Genomic DNA, 17,065 nt, shown 5'->3' with positions numbered 1-17,065 from the left:
CGACATGACCACCCAATCATCCCAATCGGCCCAGCAGACGCCGGCATGGCAGTACTATCAGCCCGGCGCATACGCGAGCGCCAACATCCGCATCACACCGACCACCCTCGCCGACGGACGCGACTTCTTCTATCTCGATGACGACCCTGAATACGTCAGCGGCAAGAAGACCCGCGAACTGCATGACCCCCGCCATCTCGCCTACCGTTTCGCGCCTCATCTGGACGCCGACGGCAACGAGGTGCCGTACGCTGCACCGCAGATGCGCCGCGACCCGCTGACCGGCGACTGGATCCCCATGGCCACTGCGCGCATGAACCGGCCGATCACCGCCGGTCCGGGGGCCACTGCGAAGGGCAACCCGCTCGCCGCGCGCAAGCCGGGTGACCCGTATCAGGACGGCGAAGTGCCGGATACCGATTACAACGTTGTCATCTTCGAAAACCGTTTCCCCTCGATGGTGCGCGTGCCCGGCGTGCCTGACACGGTGACGAATGTCGACGGCAACCCGCTGTGGCAGCAGAAAATGGCCGGCGGCAGGTGCGAGGTTATCTGCTTCGACCCCAACGAGCATGGTCTGCCCGCCGATTTGCCGGTGCGTCGCCTGCGCACGGTTGTCGAGGCGTGGGCCTTCCGCACCGCCGAGATCTCGCATATCGACGGTATTGAGCAGATTTTCCCGTTCGAGAACCACGGTCAGGAAATCGGCGTCTCGCTCGCCCATCCACACGGCCAGGTTTACTGCTACCCGTTCATCGCGCCGAAGCTGGAAACTGAACTGCAGCACACCGAGGCATACCACGAACGTACCGGCGGCAACCTGCTGCGCGACCTCATGAACGCCGAAATCGAGGCGGGGGAGCGGATCGTCATGCGCAACCACAGCTGGGTAGCCTACGTGCCGGCGGCGGCGCGCTGGCCGTTGGAAGTGCATGTCGTCCCAGTGCGCGACGTGCTCACCATCGACGAGCTTGACGACCAGGAGCGTTGGGATTTGGCACAGATGTACTCCACGTTGCTCAAGCGTGGCAACGCCTTCTTCGACAAGGGCGACGGCAAGGGCATGGATCTGCCGTACATCGCCGCGTGGCATCAGGCGCCGATTCATGACGCCCGCCGCGCGAACTACCGGCTCAACCTCCAGTTCTTCTCCTTCCGCAGGGCGGCGAACAAGATCAAGTATCTGGCGGGTTCCGAATCAGGTATGGCCGCATGGGTGTCCGACACGACGCCGGAACTCATCGCCAAGCGGTTCCATGAGCTCGGGCCGATTGACATCGACGACTGAACATGTATCGGCTGGCCGTGCGGCGGCTGACCAGGCATTGGCGTGCGGAACGTCGGTGGGCCTGGACCAGCTGCCGGTGGGCAGCACAGCGGCACATCAGCGCAACATCATTCGAAAGGAATAATCATGACAACACCAGGCCAGCAGCATGCAACGCAGGATGCCGCCGGAAGCATCCCGTTCATCGACGCGATGGACGACGCGGAAGGCGCCGCCGCAGCCCGAGAGCTGTTCGAACAGGCATACGGTGAGGCGCCGGCAGGTGTGTGGGCGGCTCCGGGGCGTGTGAACCTCATCGGCGAGCACACCGATTACAACGCGGGTCTGTGCCTGCCGATCGCGCTGCCGCACCGCACGTATATCGCGCTGAAACCGCGCGAAGACACGAGTGTGCGTGTGGTTTCCGATGTCAGCCCCGACAAGGTCGCACAAGCCGATTTGGACGGTCTCACAGCCGGAGGCGTCGACGGGTGGGCGGCCTACCCGGTTGGTGTCGCATGGGCGCTGCGTGAAGCCGGATTCGGGCAGGTCGAGGGCTTTGACGCGGCCTTCGCCTCTTGCGTGCCGCTGGGGTCCGGCCTAAGCTCTTCTGCCGCCATGACATGCTCCACCGCTCTGGCTCTGGACGACGTGTACGGCCTTGGCTACGGCGATTCCGATGCCGGTCGTGTGACCCTCATCAACGCCGCCATCAAGTCCGAGAACGAGATGGCCGGCGCCTCCACCGGCGGTCTTGACCAGAACGCTTCCATGCGTTGCACCGAAGGCCACGCGCTGCTGCTTGACTGCCGTCCGGAGCTGACCCCGCTGGAGAACGTCTCCCAGCAGGAGTTCGACCTCGACAAGTACAACCTCGAGCTGCTTGTGGTCGATACCCAGGCTCCGCACCAGCTCAACGATGGCCAGTACGCTCAGCGTCGCGCTACTTGCGAGGAAGCCGCCAAGATTCTCGGTGTGGCCAACCTGCGCGTTACCGCCGACGGCATCTCCAAGGCCGATGACCAGTTCCAGGCCCTCAAGGAAACGCTTGACGCCCTGCCTGACGAGACCATGAAGAAGCGCGTGCGCCACGTCGTCACCGAAATCGAGCGCGTGCGTTCCTTCGTGCGTGCCTTCGCTCAGGGCGACATCAAGGCTGCGGGCCGTCTGTTCAACGCTTCCCACGATTCGCTGGCCGCCGACTACGAGGTCACCGTCCCCGAGCTGGACATCGCCGTAGACGTGGCCCGCAAGAACGGCGCCTACGGTGCGCGTATGACCGGCGGCGGCTTCGGCGGCTCCATCATCGCGCTGGTAGACAAGGGACGCAGCCGTGAAGTCGCGCAAAAGATTGCCGACGCGTTTGCAGTGCATGGATTCCACCAGCCTCGGGCGCTCGCCGCGGTCGCATCCTCTTCGGCGCACCGCGTCGACTGATACAGATCGACTGACACGGGGAACGTCAGCAAGGCCGAGATGCCCGGAACGGACCGTCGGCAACAATGCCGAGTTCGTTTCGGGCGTCTGTTGTTTTATGTGTCCCGCTTCAGGCGTCGTTGACTTGACGTCCGCTATTTTGCACAGCGAGTCGGCATCCTTCCGCCTTAGGCAAATCGTCCCGAAACGGACATCCCCGGCCCGATGACGTGTGCATTCCCTATACTTGAATCCATCTGGATACCATCGCACCGATTTTCCAAGGGAGATCCATGAACAAGGCAATCATCACCGTCGTAGGCCAGGACACTGTCGGCATTATCGCCCGCGTCTGCACGTATCTTTCCGGTCACCATGTCAACGTCCTCGACATCTCGCAGACCATCATCGACGGGTTCTTCAACATGATGATGATCGTCGATTACAGCAACGCCGACAACGAATTCGGCACCATGGTCAACGACCTCGACAAGCTCGGCGAGGAAATCGGCGTGCGCATCCGCTGCCAGCGCGAAGAGATCTTCACCAAGATGCATCGCGTCTGAGTCCAGTTATCACGCGGATCGCCGCGCAAGAACGCAACCGAACGAATCGAAAAGGACAGACACGACCATGCTGAATATCATGGAGGTCCACGAGACCAACAAGATGATCGAGCAGGAGAAGCTCGACGTGCGCACCATCACCATGGGCATCAGCCTGCTTGACTGCGCGGCCGACACCGTGGACGAGGTGTGTGACAACATCTACCGCAAGATCACCACGTACGCCAAGGACCTGGTTTCCACAGGCGAGGCCATCGAGCGCGATTACGGCATTCCGATTGTCAACAAGCGCATCACCGTCACGCCGATTTCGCTGGTCGGAGCCAGTGCTTGCAAGAGCTCCGAGGATTTTGTGCGCATCGCCCATGCGCTTGACAAAGCCGCGAAAACTGTCGGCGTTGACTTGATTGGCGGATACTCCGCACTTGTTTCCAAATCCATGACGCCCGCCGAGGAGATGCTCATCCGCTCCCTGCCGCAGGCGCTGAGCGAAACCGACATCGTGTGCTCGTCGGTGAACGTCGGCTCCACCAAGACCGGCATTGACATGAACGCGGTTTACCTGCTCGGTCACATCGTCAAGGACGTCGCCTACGCCACCCGCGAGACCGACAGCGACGGCTGCACCAAGCTTGTGGTGTTCTGCAACGCGCCGGATGACAACCCGTTCATGGCGGGCGGCTTCCATGGTGTCACCGAAGGCGACGCGGTCATCAATGTCGGTGTTTCGGGCCCGGGTGTGGTCTCCCGCGCGCTTGACGAGGCCAAGGGTAAGGATTTCGAATTCCTGTGCGAGACCATCAAGCGCACCGCGTTCAAGATCACGCGTGTCGGCCAGCTGGTCGCCCAGGAGGCGTCGCGCCGGCTCGGCATCCCGTTCGGTATCATCGATTTGTCGCTTGCTCCGACCGCCGCTGCCGGTGACTCTGTCGGCGAAGTGCTTGAGAAATGCGGGCTTGAGCAGGTCGGCGCGCCCGGCACCACCGCAGCGCTGGCCATGCTTAACGACCAGGTTAAGAAGGGCGGCATCATGGCGTCCTCGTACGTCGGCGGCCTGTCCGGCGCGTTCATCCCGGTTTCCGAGGACAAGAACATGATCGATGCGGCGGCGTCCGGTTGCCTGCGCATCGAAAAGCTCGAGGCGATGACGTGCGTGTGCTCGGTCGGCCTTGACATGATTGCGATTCCGGGCGATACCACGCCGTCCACCATCTCCGGCATGATCGCCGACGAGGCGGCCATCGGCATGGTCAACCAGAAGACGACCGCCGTGCGTGTGATCCCGGTCATCGGCAAGGGTGTCGGCGAATCCGCGGAATTCGGCGGACTCATGGGCTACGCGCCGATTATGCCGGTCAACACCGCCAGCTGCGAGGCATTCGTGTCGCGCGGCGGGCGAATCCCGGCGCCGATCCACAGCTTCAAGAACTGAACTGCTATAGAGGGTATCAGGTATCCCAAGTATTCTCGAGTAATCAAGGGTATTGGATGTGACCCGACGGGCCGCGTACCGGGATTGTCCGGTACGCGGCCCGTTCGCTATTTCGGCTGGTTGATAGTTGGTTGCTGGTAGCTGGTAGTTGGCGGCTGGCAATCGGTTACGGTGGTTGTCGGTTGTCAGTTGTCGGTCGTTGGTTGTTGGCTGTCGTAACCGGTTGCGGTGGTTGCTGCGTTGCGGGTAGCGGTGGTTGGCGTTTACGGAACTCAGTTGGTGACAATCCACAATCTGGTGACGCTGGGCGGTTCGTTAGCGTAGCCGGTTCATGTGAGTATACAAACTGGCTATGTCCACGGCCCGCTTGGCGTAGCCGGTTTGTAAGAGTATACAACTTGGTGACGTTTCGGGCGTGCTTAGCGTAGCTAGTTGGTGGAGATGGTTTGGGCGCGGTGCTTCTTGACCCCAACCTTCTGCCGACGCTGAGACACCATTTAGCGTCGGCAGAAGGTTGAGAGAGCGGCGGATTTCGCTGCGTGCCTGCGGAATATGTTGCGTTGACGGTGTGGTCGGCGGTTATCGTGGGCGGGACGGGAGAGCTTCGAAGAGCCGACTTCTGATGCATAACATCCCGGTTTCTCGTGGGAGTTTAGCGCGGATGCGTCATTCTGTTGCTTTTCTCCCACAGATGGCTTTTGGTCGATTTTCGAGAACCGCAGGATTCCAACGTTCTCGATGGGAGATTATCCGTGGAGAGGGTGGATTCCGATAAATTCCCGCGGATTGTGCGGGAGGAAAGCCATGGATTGCGAAATCCGCGATTTTTCCCGGGAGAACAGTCGAGGATTTCGCAACCCATGGCTTCTCCCGGGAGAAAGCAGCTGGCATGGCGATTTCGCTCGGACTCCCATCAGTGCCCAAGCAGGGGCAGTCTCCTTGCACTGACGACGCCACTTCGAAGCGCCAACACGGCGGATGACGAACTGAGGATTGGGACGATTAGTCAAGCTCATGCAATTACGTGCTGGGCTTGTGTTGTTTTTATGGTGTGCTTCGCGCCGTTTTTCTGCTTCGGGCCTCGATGAAATCGGCCCTCAGCGGCGCTACGAAATGGCCCACCGGGGCCATTTCGCTTACGCGCCGGGCTTATTTTGTGATTTTGTCGGCTTCGCCGGCTGTTTTTCTGCTTCGGGCCTCGATACAATCGGCCCTCAGCGGCGCTATCAAACACCCCAGTGGGGGTGTTTGATTTTACGCGCCGCCCTTGAATTTGAGTTGGCGCCAGGCTTCGTAGATGGCGATGGACGCGCAGTTGGTCAGGTTCAGGCTTCGCAGGCTCGGACGCATCGGCAGTCGCACCTGCTCGGCGACATGCGGGCCGAACATGATATCCGTCGGATCGGGGATATTGCCAGGCTCAGGGCCAAACAGCAGAATATCCGTCGGCCGGTACTCGACCTCCGTGTACAGCTTCGTCGCATGCGCAGTGAACGCGATGATCCTGGAATTCGGCATCGATTCAACCAGATTGTCGAAATCCGGATGCAGCACCACATGCGCCATGTCATGGTAATCCAATCCAGCGCGGCGCAACTTCGTATCATGCAGATTGAATCCAAGCGGCTCGACCAGATGCAGAATCGTCCCCGTCACCGCGCACAGGCGAATCGCCGACCCCGTATTGCCGGGGATACGCGGCGAGTAGTAGCACAGGTGCGGCGTGCTCGTCTCGGCTTTCGCCGCATCCTCAGCACTCATCATCGCATCCGTCACATTGATCGGATTGCCGTGCGCGTCGGTTACGAGCTCATCCGGCCCATAATTCGACTTGCGATACCCGTATTCGAACATCGACTCGACCTTCGTCTCCGGATTCGCCGACGAGCCGGCGTCCTGAGACTGCTGCGGATTGGCTTCATGTGTCATACGCTCCAACCTAACCCGTTCAACCGACAGCCGCGCGGCACATCAACATGCCCCGGTCGAATGCTAAGATACGGCACACGATGAACACCAACCGTCCCGACATTGAGCATACGCCAGACGCGCCACCCGGCCGCGCGAAGCCTGCCGCCACAGACCACGCGCCCCAAATCCGGCACACGCCTGAAATCCAGCGCGTGCTCACCTTGTGGTGGCACGCGAACGCCCGCGACCTGCCATGGCGATTCGGCCGCACCACCCCGTGGGGCGTCCTCGTCAGCGAAGTCATGAGCCAGCAGACCCAGATGAGCCGGGTCGTGCCCTACTGGACCGCGTGGATGCGCCATTGGCCGGACCCGGAAGCACTTGCCGCGGCATCCACGGCAGAGGTCATCACCGCATGGGGGCGCCTCGGCTACCCGCGTCGCGCTTTGCGTTTGCAGGAGTGCGCCCGCGAAGTCGCCACGCGATACGGCAACCGGCTTCCTCACAGTTACGACGAGCTGGTCGCGCTGCCCGGAATCGGCGATTACACGGCGAGTGCGGTCATGAGTTTCGCGTTCGGAGAGCGGATTGCCGTCATCGATACGAATATTCGGCGTGTCCTGTCGCGTCTGTTCGTCGGCGAGGAATCGTTGGGCGGGTCCACGACGGCGAAGGATCGGGATCTGGCTTCGCGCGTGCTTCCCGAAGATCAGACAGCCAGCGTCGTGTGGAACGAGGCGGTGATGGAGCTCGGCGCACTGGTGTGCACGGCGAAATCTCCGGCTTGTGAGACTTGCCCGGTTGCGTCGGTTTGCGCGTTTCTTGCGGCGGGCCGTCCGGGACTGGGACAGCGCCGGACTCGTCCCCGTCAGCGGTTCGCGGGCACGAATCGACAGGTGCGCGGCATCGTGTTGGCTGCGTTGCGTGCGCTACCTGCGGATGCCCCGGTATTGTCGCGTGCGCGGGTGGCGTCGTTGTGGCCCGACCAGACGCAGCTTGATGCGTGTGTCGCCTCGCTTGACGAGGACGGACTGATTGAAATCATTGGTGATGAAGGGATTCGTCTGCCCGCCGGGAGTGTCCGGAATGCTGATGCCGACGCGGACGCAGGTGCCGGTGCCGATGACAGTGCTGGTGCCGTTGGCAGCGCCGATGCCAGTGCGATCATCGAAACGCACGCCAATACTTCGCAATCTGACGCAACTTCGCAATCTGACGCTACTTCGCAATCCGACGTAGCGTCCGCGTGACACGTCACCACTGGCATGACTACACTGGACCATATGTCATCGAGCAGCCAGCGCACTTCCAACAACCCGCGGAATCGCCGTCCCCGCCGCAAATTGTCCAAACGGCAGCGGCAGATCTATCGCAGGCGTCGCATTGTTGCGTTGATTGCGTTGATTGTCGTTCTTGCGTTGATTGCGTTTTGCGTGTACAGCCTCGGCCGGGGGATGATGGCGATTGATGCGTCGATCCGCCATGACGACCAGATGGCGCTGACTCGTTCGGCGGTACCGACGCCGATGCAGCAGAGCAAAGTCAAGGATTGTACGGCGTCCGATATCGATTTGTCGTTGCAGTCGGATTCCCAGACGGTTGCTGTCGGTGGTTCCATGAAATTCATAGCGACCATCAAGTATGTGCCGAAGGGCAAGAGCAGCTGCCTGATTGATGCTGCGGATGATTCGCGGGTGCTGACCATCAAGTCGGGAAGCGACACCGTGTGGCGGTCCGACGCGTGCGATGTGGATTCGCGCCAGCTGCTGCTTGCGATGGGGGATACCGACACGCAGACGATGACGTGGAACACGAATCGTACCGGGGACTCGTGCGCCGACGACTCGACGCTGCCGAAAGTAGACGCCGGGACTTATACCGCGCAGCTATCGATGAAGGACCATCCGAAGATTGTGAGCAATAAGGTGACGATTACCGTCGGGTAGGCGGTTTGGATAGGCGGTTTGGATAGGCGGTGCCGGTCAGCGGAGTCGGGCTGGTTGCGCTGTGGATTAGCGGTGCTGGGCGGGTGTCGCTGGGTTGACAGTGGTGGGTTGGCGGCTTGTGGCTGGCGGTGCTGAATGGTGGTACTGAATGGGTGGCTTGATGTCGTCAGACGGTGCTGAATGGGTGGTACTGGGGATTCGCAGCGCGTGGCTGGACGGGCGGCGTTGGATGGTCCTTCCCGCCATCAATTTCAAACGTCCATCTATGGCGATACTAGGCGGTGGGTTGGCTGGGTGGCCCGTGGTTGTGTGAGGATTGGCTCGCATTCTGGCGGTCAGCGTGACGGACAGGCCGCTCCCGCTACTCCCGCAGCCGCTCATCGATCCCTCCGCCCCACTTCCGCCACTCCCGTTGCCATCCCCTCACTCCCGCAGCCGCCCATCACTCCCACCCCCCACCATCCCTGTCCACCCCCACAAGCGTGTCGCATTTGCGGCGCGCGCAATCATCGGCTAAACTATTGACTTTGCGTAAAGTGTGTCATATTGCGGGCATGCTGACAGTGAAGAAGCGCCCGCGAACAGCATATAGTGGCCGTCCGCCCGCGTTTCCGGGGAACAAACGACAAAGCGAGCGATAAGGAACGTCCATTGGCTGCTGAACAAGCTACGACGAACACCACCAAAGTCATCGCACGTGCCGACGAGCATGACATCAAACTGCACAAGGCGTCGGATCGCGTGAATTTCGGCTCCATCCGTGAGCCCATCGATGTGCCCTACCTGCTGGGCGTGCAGACCGACAGCTTCGATTGGCTGATCGGCAACGAGCGCTGGAAGAAGCGCGTTGAGGAAGACGAAAAGAACGGCACCAACACCGTGCCGCACGTTTCCGGCCTTGACGAGGTCTTCCAGGAGATTTCTCCGATCGAGAACTTCACCCAGACTATGAGCCTGACCTTCTCCGACCCGTACTTCGAGGAGCCGCGTCACACGGTCCAGGAGTGCAAGGAGAAGGATTACACCTATTCCGCGCCGCTGTATGTGAACGCTGAGTTCGAAAACGGCGACACCGGCGAGATCAAGAGCCAGACCGTCTTCATGGGCGATTTCCCGCTGCAGACCCCGCACGGCACCTTCATCATCGGCGGCACCGAGCGCGTCATCGTCTCACAGCTCGTGCGCTCCCCGGGCGTGTATTTCGACCGCCAGCAGGACCGCACCTCCGACAAGGAGGTCTTCGGCGCGAAGATCATCCCGAGCCGCGGCGCATGGCTCGAGTTCGAGATCGACAAGCGCGACGTCCTCGGCGTGCGCGTGGACCGCAAGCGCAAGCAGTCCGCGATCGTGTTCCTCATGGCCATCGGTATGACCAAGCAGGAGATCGCCGAATCCTTCAAGGATTACCCGCTTGTGCTTGACGCGCTGGCGAAGGAAACCTCGATCAACACGCAGGACGAGGCCCTCGTCGACCTGTACCGCAAGATTCGCCCGGCGGACACCCCGACCCCCGAGGCCGGCAAGAACCTGCTGGATTCCTTCTACTTCAACACCAAGCGTTACGATCTGGCGCGCGTCGGCCGCTACAAGATCAACCGCAAGCTGGGCCTTGAGCGTGATTACAACGATCGCAGCCTGAGCCGCGAGGACATCATCGCCACCATCAAGTACCTGGTGACTTTGCATGCCGGCGACAAGACCTTCCCGGGCATGCGCGACGGCGAGCCGGTCGATCTGCGTGTGGACGTCGACGATATCGATCACTTCGGCAACCGTCGTATCCGCCAGGTCGGCGAGCTGATCCAGAACCAGCTGCGCACTGGCCTGAGCCGTATGGAGCGTGTCGTGCGCGAACGCATGACTACCCAGGACGCCGAGGCCATCACCCCGCAGTCCCTGATCAACATTCGCCCGGTCAACGCGACCATCAAGGAGTTCTTCGGCACTTCCCAGCTGTCCCAGTTCATGGACCAGAACAACCCGCTGGCCGGCGTGACGAACAAGCGTCGTCTGTCCGCCCTCGGCCCCGGCGGCCTGTCCCGTGACCGCGCATCCATGGAAGTGCGAGACGTGCACCCGTCCCACTTCGGCCGTATGTGCCCGATCGAATCCCCTGAAGGCCCGAACATCGGCTTGATCGGCTCGCTGGCGACCTTCGGCCGCATCAACCCGTTCGGCTTCATCGAGACCCCGTACCGCAAGGTCGTCAACGGCCATGTGACCGACGAAGTCGTCTACATGACAGCCGACCGCGAGGCCGAGCACGTCATCGCGCAGGCCAACCAGGAGCTTGACGAGAACGGCAACTTTGTCTCCAAGGAAGCCCTTGTGCGTGACGCCCAGGGCGAAGCGGAAGATGTCCCGGTCGAGATGGTCGACTACATGGATGTCTCCCCGCGTCAGATGGTGTCCGTCGGCGCCTCCCTGATTCCGTTCCTCGAGCATGATGAAGGCCACCGAGCGCTGATGGGTACCAACATGCAGCGTCAGGCCGTCCCGCTGGTCAAGTCCGAGCGCCCGCTCGTGGGCACCGGCTCCGAATGGCGTGCAGCCGTCGATTCCGGCGATGTGATCCTCGCCGAGAAGGATGGCGTGGTCACCTACGTGTCCGCCGACATCATCCGCACGATGAACGACGACGGCACGCAGTCCAGCTATAAGCTCGCCAAGTTCCAGCGTTCCAACCAGACCACCTGCTACAACCAGGTCCCGCTTGTCAAGCATGGCGAGCGCGTGGAGAAGGGCACCGTCCTCGCCGACGGTCCGGCCACCGAGAAGGGCGATTTGGCACTGGGCAAGAACCTGCTCATCGCGTTCATGCCTTGGAACGGCTACAATTACGAGGACGCTGTGATCATCTCCCAGCGTCTGGTGCGCGACGACACCCTGTCCTCGATCCACATCGAAGAGTACGAGATCGACGCCCGCGAAACCAAGCTCGGTGCTGAGGAAATCACCCGCGACCTGCCAAACGTCGGCGAGGACGCGGTCGCGAACCTCGACGAGCGCGGCATCATCCGCATCGGCGCCGAGGTCGAGGCCGGCGATATCCTCGTCGGCAAGGTCACCCCGAAGGGCGAGACCGAGCTGACCCCGGAGGAGCGCCTGCTGCGCGCCATCTTCGGCGAGAAGAGCCGCGAAGTTCGTGATACCTCGCTGCGCGTGCCGCACGGCGAGACCGGTACTGTCATCGCGGTCAAGGAAATCACCCGCGAGGATGCCGAGGAGGACGGCGACGAGCTGCCCAACGGCGTCAACCAGATGATCCGCGTGTACATCGCCCAGCACCGCAAGATTACGCAGGGCGACAAGCTCTCTGGCCGCCACGGCAACAAGGGCGTCATCTCCCGGATTCTTCCGGAAGAGGATATGCCGTTCATGGCCGACGGCACCCCGATCGACATCATGCTCAACCCGCTGGGCGTGCCGAGCCGAATGAACCTGGGCCAGGTGCTCGAGCTTCACTTGGGCTGGATTGCACACGCCGGCTGGGATATCAGCATTGACCCGGATGTCGAGGCCGCTTGGAAGAAGTACGTGCCTGAAGGCGCCGAAAAGGGCGCGCCTGGCACCCCGGTCGCGACCCCGGTGTTCGACGGCGTCCGTCCGGACACTTTGAAGGGCCTGCTCAAATGCACGTTGCCGGACAAGGACGGCAACAAGCTCGTGGGCGAGGACGGTAAGGCGCAACTGTTTGACGGCCGCACCGGCGAACCGTTCCCGAAGCCGATTTCCGTGGGCTATATGTACATGCTTAAGCTCCACCACCTCGTGGACGACAAGATTCACGCGCGTTCCACCGGCCCGTACTCGATGATCACGCAGCAGCCGCTCGGCGGCAAGGCCCAGTTCGGTGGCCAGCGCTTCGGCGAGATGGAGGTGTGGGCCCTCGAGGCTTACGGCGCCGCCTACACGCTGCACGAGATGATGACCACCAAGTCCGATGACGTCGACGGCCGCGTGCGCGCCTACGGAGCCATCGTGAAGGGCGAGAACCTGCCGCCGGCAGGCATCCCGGAGTCCTTCAAGGTGCTTTTGAAGGAAATGCAGTCGCTCGCCCTGAACGTCGAGGTGCTCAACGCCGACGGCCAGGCGATCGACATGCGCGAGGAAGACGACGACCCGGCTTCCAACTCCAACGATCTCGGCTTCAACATCGGTGCCCGCCCGGACGCCTCCGCCAAGGAGGATCAGGCCGCGGAAGAGCCCGAATACAAGTGACGATACAGCTGTCCGTGTCCCGCCTGAAGCGGGCCGGGCGCGGACAGCTCCCGCAAACGTGATGGAAACAATTTCAAAGACAGGAATCAAGAGTGCTGGACGTCAACGCATTTGACAAGCTTCGCATTGGCATGGCCACCGCCGACGACATCCGCGGCTGGAGCTATGGCGAGGTCAAGAAGCCTGAAACCATCAATTACCGTACCCTCAAGCCTGAGAAGGACGGTCTGTTCGGCGAGCAGATCTTCGGCCCGACCCGTGACTGGGAGTGCGCGTGCGGCAAGTACAAGCGCGTGCGCTTCAAGGGCATCGTGTGCGAACGCTGCGGTGTGGAAGTCACCCGCTCCCGTGTGCGCCGCGAACGCATGGGCCACATCGAGCTGGCCGCCCCGGTCACCCACATCTGGTATTTCAAGGGTGTTCCGAGCCGTCTGGGATACCTGCTTGACATCGCTCCGAAGGACCTCGAGAAGGTCATCTACTTCGCGGCCTACATGGTCACCGAGGTGAACGAGGAGCAGCGTCATCAGGATCTGCCTGACCTGCAGTCCGAGTTCGATAATGAGATTGCGAGCCTCGAGCGTCGCCGCAACAGCGACATCGAGACACGAGCCAAGAAGGTCGAAGAGGATCTGCATGCCCTCGAAGAGGCCGGCGAAGCCAAGGGCAGCGCACGCGCCAAGCTGCGTAGCGGCGCCGAACGCGACATGGCGGCCATCCGCCAGCGTTACGACGACCAGATCCAGCGTCTGACCGCCGTGTTCGACCGTTTCAAGACCCTCAAGCCAGGGGATATGGAAGGCGACGTCGACCTGTGGCGCGAAATGAAGGATCGCTATGGCGATTACTTCGACGGCTGCATGGGCGCCGAAGCCATCAAGAAGCGTCTGCAGGACTTCGATCTGAAGGCCGCGGCCGAGGAGCTGCGCGAGGAGATCGACAAGGGTACCGGCCAGCGCAAGGCCCGTGCGCTTAAGCGTCTCAAGGTCGTCAACGCGTTCCTGACCACCGATAACAAGCCGGAGGCCATGGTGCTTGACGTGATTCCGGTCATCCCGCCGGATCTGCGCCCGATGGTCCAGCTGGACGGCGGCCGCTTCGCGACCTCAGACCTCAACGACCTGTACCGTCGTGTGATCAACCGTAACAACCGCCTCAAGCGCCTTATCGAGCTCGGCGCCCCTGAAATCATGCTCAACAACGAGAAGCGCATGCTTCAGGAAGCCGTCGACTCCCTGTTCGACAACGGCCGTCGCGGCCGTCCGGTCACCGGCGCTTCGAACCGCCCGCTCAAGTCCCTGGCTGACATGCTCAAGGGCAAGCAGGGCCGCTTCCGTCAGAACCTGCTCGGTAAGCGCGTGGATTATTCTGGCCGTTCCGTGATCGTCGTCGGCCCGAGCCTGCGCATGCACCAGTGCGGTCTGCCGAAGCCGATGGCGCTTGAGCTGTTCAAGCCGTTCGTCATCAAGCGTCTTGTGGACCTCAACTACGCGCAGAACATGAAGAGCGCGAAGCATCTGGTCGATCGCGCCGACCCGGCTGTGTGGGGCGTGCTCGAGGAAGTCATCTCCGAGCATCCGGTGCTCCTCAACCGTGCACCTACGCTGCACCGTCTGGGCATTCAGGCCTTCGAGCCGATCCTGGTCGAAGGCAAGGCCATCCACCTGCCGCCGCTCGCTTGCGCCGCATTCAACGCGGACTTCGATGGCGACCAGATGGCAATCCACCTTCCGCTCAGCGCCGAGGCGCAGGCTGAAGCCCGTACGCTCATGATGGCGTCCGACAACATCCTGAAGCCGGCAGACGGCCACACCGTCACCATGCCGAGCCAGGATATGATCCTCGGTCTGTACTACCTGACCACAGTGGTCGAGGGAGCCAAGGGGCAGGGCCGCGTGTTCGGCTCGCTGGACGAAGTCATCATGGCTCTGGACAAGCACGACATCGACATGCAGGCCAAGGTGCTGATTCGCATGCCGAAGGACTTCGTGCTGCCGACCGGTTGGGAGCCGGGCGAGCTCAAGGTCACCGACCCGGAGCCGGGCAGCCCGGATGTCGTCAAGGAGGAGCGCTTCTCCGACGGCACCTATTTGTTCGCCACCTCCTACGGACGTGTCCTGTTCAACGGCACCCTGCCGGTGGACTACCCGTTCATCAACGAGCAGGTCCCCAAGGGCCGTCTCGCCAAGATCGTCGATGACATCGCGACGCGCTACTCCACGCAGCAGGTCGCCGCATCCCTTGACGCGCTCAAGGATCTCGGCTTCACCCGCGCACCGTGGTCCGGCGTGACCATGGCGTTCTCCGACATCGTCGAGCCGCCGGATCGCGAGCCGATCATCAAGGACTACGAAGGCCAGGCTGCCAAGGTCAACTCCCAGTTCGACCTCGGTCTGTTGACTGACGAGGAGCGCCGCCAGGAGCTCATCAACCTGTGGACCGAATGCACCGACAAGGTCGCCGAAGCCATGCGCGACAACTTCCATGATGACAACAACGTGAACATCATGGTCCAGTCCGGTGCACGAGGCAACTGGATGCAGATCCGCCAGATCGCAGGTATGCGAGGCCTCGTGGCTAACCCGAAGGGCGAGATCATCCCGCGTCCTGTCAAGTCCAACTACCGCGAAGGCCTGTCCGTGCTCGAGTACTTCATCTCGCAGCACGGCGCGCGTAAGGGTCTGGCCGATACCGCACTGCGTACCGCAGAATCCGGTTACCTGACCCGTCGTCTGGTCGACGTCGCGCAGGAAGTCATCGTGCGTGAAGAGGATTGCGGCACCAAGCACGGCCTCGTCATGAAGGTCGCCGAGCGTGATGAGAACGGCAATCTCGTGCTCGTCAAGGCTGCCGACGGTGGTCCGTACTCGCGTCTGCTCGCTGAGGATGTGCTCGACCCGAAGACCGGCGAAGTGCTCTACAAGCGTGACGAAGCGATGTCCATGGACGTGCTGCGCGACATGGTCGCTCACGGCGTGGAGGAAGTCAAGGCGCGTTCCGTGCTCACCTGCGAATCCAAGCGCGGCGTGTGCGCGAAGTGCTACGGCTGGTCGCTGGCCACCAACACGCTGGTTGATGTCGGCGAAGCCGTCGGTATCGTCGCGGCCCAGTCCATCGGCGAGCCTGGTACTCAGCTGACGCTGCGTTCCTTCCACTCCGGCGGCGTCGCTTCGGCATCCGATATCACGCAGGGTCTTCCGCGTGTCACCGAGTTGTTCGAAGCTCGTACGCCTAAGGGCGAGGCGCCGATTACGGATTACGCCGGTACCGTCAAGGTGCAGGACACCGATCGTGGCCGTCAGGTCACGCTGTCTCCGGACGGCGAAGGCATTGAGCCGATTGTCTACCCGGTGTCGCGCCGTGCTCCGCTGCTGGTCAAGGATGGCGACCATGTCGCCGCCGGCACCCAGCTGTGCGAAGGTTCCGTCGATCCGAAGAAGATCCTGCGCATCCTCGGCCCGCGTGCCGCTCAGGTCAACATCGTCGAGGAAGTGCACAACGTGTACCGCTCCCAGGGCGTGGATATCCACGACAAGCACATCGAGGTCATCGTACACCAGATGCTGCATCGCGTGACCGTGCTCGACGCGGGCGACACCGCGCTGCTGCCGGGCGAGCTCGTCGATCGCCAGAAGTTCCAGGAGATCAACAAGCAGACCGTCAAGAACGGTGGCAAGCCGGCCGCCGGCCGTCCGGAGCTCATGGGTATTACCAAGGCTTCGCTCGCCACCGATTCCTGGCTGTCCGCGGCATCCTTCCAGGAGACTACGCGCGTGCTCACCGAGGCCGCCCTGAACGAGAAGGAAGACGATCTCAAGGGCCTCAAGGAGAACGTGATCATCGGCAAGCTGATCCCGGCCGGCACTGGTCTGGCGCGTTACCGCAACGCGACGGTCGAGCCGGACAAGGCGATCCGCGACACCATCTACCCGAACTTCGGGCTGGGTGGCGACACCGACGCTCCGCTCGACTTTGGCGACGAGAACGGCGACGTTGACCTGTCGAACATTGATTTCGGCGACATGAAGCTCGGCGACGATTTCAACCCTGACGACTTCAACGCCGACGATTTCAATCCTGACGACTTCCTGGACGACCAGGGCGGTCAGGAAGATATCGGCAACGCCGGTGATGATACGTCTGGCGACGGTACTGACGAAGCTGGTGCTGATAGCGCCGACGGTGACGGTGACGGACAGCAGGCCTGATCGGCCTGTGATCCGCCGGGCACGCTGAGAGCGCTCAGTATTTTCGAGTCGGGCCGAGTGACTGTGGAAACGCAGTCGCCCGGCCCGACTCGTGTATG

8 protein-coding genes and 1 pseudogene are annotated in these 17,065 nt (G+C 62.0%); 8 read left to right on the top strand and 1 reads right to left on the bottom strand.

Annotated elements, in window-relative coordinates:
• The first annotated feature begins 4 nt into the window (after positions 1-4).
• The 4 genes from galT to ACTQYB_RS03995 all read left to right on the top strand — a co-directional run bounded on the left by galT (position 5) and on the right by ACTQYB_RS03995 (position 4,681).
• A complete protein-coding gene (gene galT, locus ACTQYB_RS04010; protein ID WP_441481547.1) occupies positions 5-1,288 on the top strand; it encodes a galactose-1-phosphate uridylyltransferase in 1,284 nt (427 codons plus the stop codon).
• A 192-nt stretch (positions 1,289-1,480) separates the two neighbouring features.
• Positions 1,481-2,704, top strand: a complete 1,224-nt coding sequence (gene galK, locus ACTQYB_RS04005) for a galactokinase (protein ID WP_441481695.1) — start codon at positions 1,481-1,483, stop codon at positions 2,702-2,704.
• A gap of 272 nt (positions 2,705-2,976) precedes the next feature.
• The gene (locus ACTQYB_RS04000; protein WP_015449974.1) at positions 2,977-3,249 is read left to right on the top strand and encodes an ACT domain-containing protein; all 273 of its coding nucleotides are present in this window, start codon (positions 2,977-2,979) and stop codon (positions 3,247-3,249) included.
• Between the two features lie 67 nt (positions 3,250-3,316).
• Complete coding sequence (locus ACTQYB_RS03995) at positions 3,317-4,681, top strand: PFL family protein (protein ID WP_033507421.1); 1,365 nt, start codon at positions 3,317-3,319, stop codon at positions 4,679-4,681.
• 1,254 nt (positions 4,682-5,935) lie between these two features.
• Here ACTQYB_RS03995 and ACTQYB_RS03990 read toward each other — a convergent pair.
• Entirely contained in the window at positions 5,936-6,610 is a 675-nt protein-coding gene (locus tag ACTQYB_RS03990) for a tRNA (cytidine(34)-2'-O)-methyltransferase (RefSeq protein ID WP_081966448.1), read from the bottom strand.
• An 80-nt stretch (positions 6,611-6,690) separates the two neighbouring features.
• Here ACTQYB_RS03990 and ACTQYB_RS03985 point away from each other — a divergent pair.
• The 4 genes and pseudogenes from ACTQYB_RS03985 to ACTQYB_RS03970 form a co-directional block, all read left to right on the top strand.
• Positions 6,691-7,665: pseudogene (locus ACTQYB_RS03985) on the top strand (hypothetical protein); the annotation flags it as partial.
• A gap of 210 nt (positions 7,666-7,875) precedes the next feature.
• A complete protein-coding gene (locus ACTQYB_RS03980) occupies positions 7,876-8,538 on the top strand; it encodes a hypothetical protein (RefSeq protein WP_441481548.1) in 663 nt (220 codons plus the stop codon).
• A 651-nt stretch (positions 8,539-9,189) separates the two neighbouring features.
• A complete protein-coding gene (gene rpoB / locus ACTQYB_RS03975; RefSeq protein WP_015449988.1) occupies positions 9,190-12,759 on the top strand; it encodes a DNA-directed RNA polymerase subunit beta in 3,570 nt (1,189 codons plus the stop codon).
• 92 nt (positions 12,760-12,851) lie between these two features.
• Positions 12,852-16,967: a DNA-directed RNA polymerase subunit beta' gene (locus tag ACTQYB_RS03970; protein ID WP_441481549.1), complete on the top strand. Its 4,116-nt coding sequence runs from the start codon at positions 12,852-12,854 to the stop codon at positions 16,965-16,967.
• The last annotated feature ends 98 nt before the right edge of the window (positions 16,968-17,065 follow it).

Origin of the sequence: Bifidobacterium sp. LCP19S3_E9, assembly GCF_052121135.1 — a bacterium.
Classification (GTDB): Bacteria; Actinomycetota; Actinomycetes; order Actinomycetales; family Bifidobacteriaceae; genus Bifidobacterium; species Bifidobacterium thermacidophilum.
The sequence above is the reverse complement of the archived record's forward strand: the minus strand, read 5'-3'. Positions and strand labels throughout refer to the sequence as shown.

Coding starts and splice junctions, on each gene's coding strand:
- galT (WP_441481547.1), top strand. CDS start 5: ATGACCACCCAATCATCCCAATCGGCCCAGCAGACGCCGGCATGGCAG.
- galK (WP_441481695.1), top strand. CDS start 1,481: ATGGACGACGCGGAAGGCGCCGCCGCAGCCCGAGAGCTGTTCGAACAG.
- ACTQYB_RS04000 (WP_015449974.1), top strand. CDS start 2,977: ATGAACAAGGCAATCATCACCGTCGTAGGCCAGGACACTGTCGGCATT.
- ACTQYB_RS03995 (WP_033507421.1), top strand. CDS start 3,317: ATGCTGAATATCATGGAGGTCCACGAGACCAACAAGATGATCGAGCAG.
- ACTQYB_RS03990 (WP_081966448.1), bottom strand. CDS start 6,610: ATGACACATGAAGCCAATCCGCAGCAGTCTCAGGACGCCGGCTCGTCG.
- ACTQYB_RS03980 (WP_441481548.1), top strand. CDS start 7,876: ATGTCATCGAGCAGCCAGCGCACTTCCAACAACCCGCGGAATCGCCGT.